Genomic DNA, 670 nt, shown 5'->3' on the forward strand with positions numbered 1-670 from the left:
TCTCGACGCCGCCCGGGCCGATGCTCGCGGCGCAGACGAGCAGCGACTCGAGAACAAGGCCGTCGTGGGCATCGCGGCGGAGGATCGCCGACGCGGGATCGTGCGTCGACTGTTCCACCACACGCATCCACGGCTCCCACCACGCGGGCTCCAGACCGCGTCCGGCGCGACGAAACTCCTCGAGCCACCGCGCGATGCGCGGGGTACCCGGGTCGTCGACCGCGTGGTGCGCGACCATGTGGGTCCCCGGGCTCAGCGGCGTGCGCCGCGCAGCGAGGCCGTCCCATTCGACGAGGTGGGCACCCGTGGCATCCACCTCGACGAGGTTGAAACCGCGCGTTGGAGGGTGATTCGGGATGCCACTCCCCAGCGCATCCAGAACGATGGCGCCGCGGCTGACGACCTCGTCGTCCCCGCGCGTGGAGAGGTCCTCGCGATTGAGGAGCACGGCGAGACGCCCACGGTCGGGGTCGACAGCCAACCACGCACCGCCCGCGCGATCGTCGCGCACGCCGAGGACGCCGGCGCGGTCCGGCCACCAGGGTCCGAGCCCGCGCCACGGACGCTCCCGGTCCTCGTCCCGGACCGCGAGAAGGCGGACGGGGTCGCCCGGCGCAGCGGGGACATCGATGACGACGGTGCACACCCGTCCCACGCTACCCGCGCCCTG

The 670-nt window shown here is 73.3% G+C and carries 1 protein-coding gene; it reads right to left on the reverse strand.

All coding sequences use genetic code 11. The features are described from left to right. Window positions 1-646: NRDE family protein (locus NS220_RS16800; protein ID WP_081323243.1), on the reverse strand; the 646-nt coding region annotated here is incomplete at its 3' end. Window positions 647-670 lie beyond the last annotated feature (24 nt).

The sequence above is a fragment of the Microbacterium testaceum genome, assembly GCF_001476655.1.
In the GTDB taxonomy this organism is placed as follows: Bacteria; Actinomycetota; Actinomycetes; order Actinomycetales; family Microbacteriaceae; genus Microbacterium; species Microbacterium testaceum_C.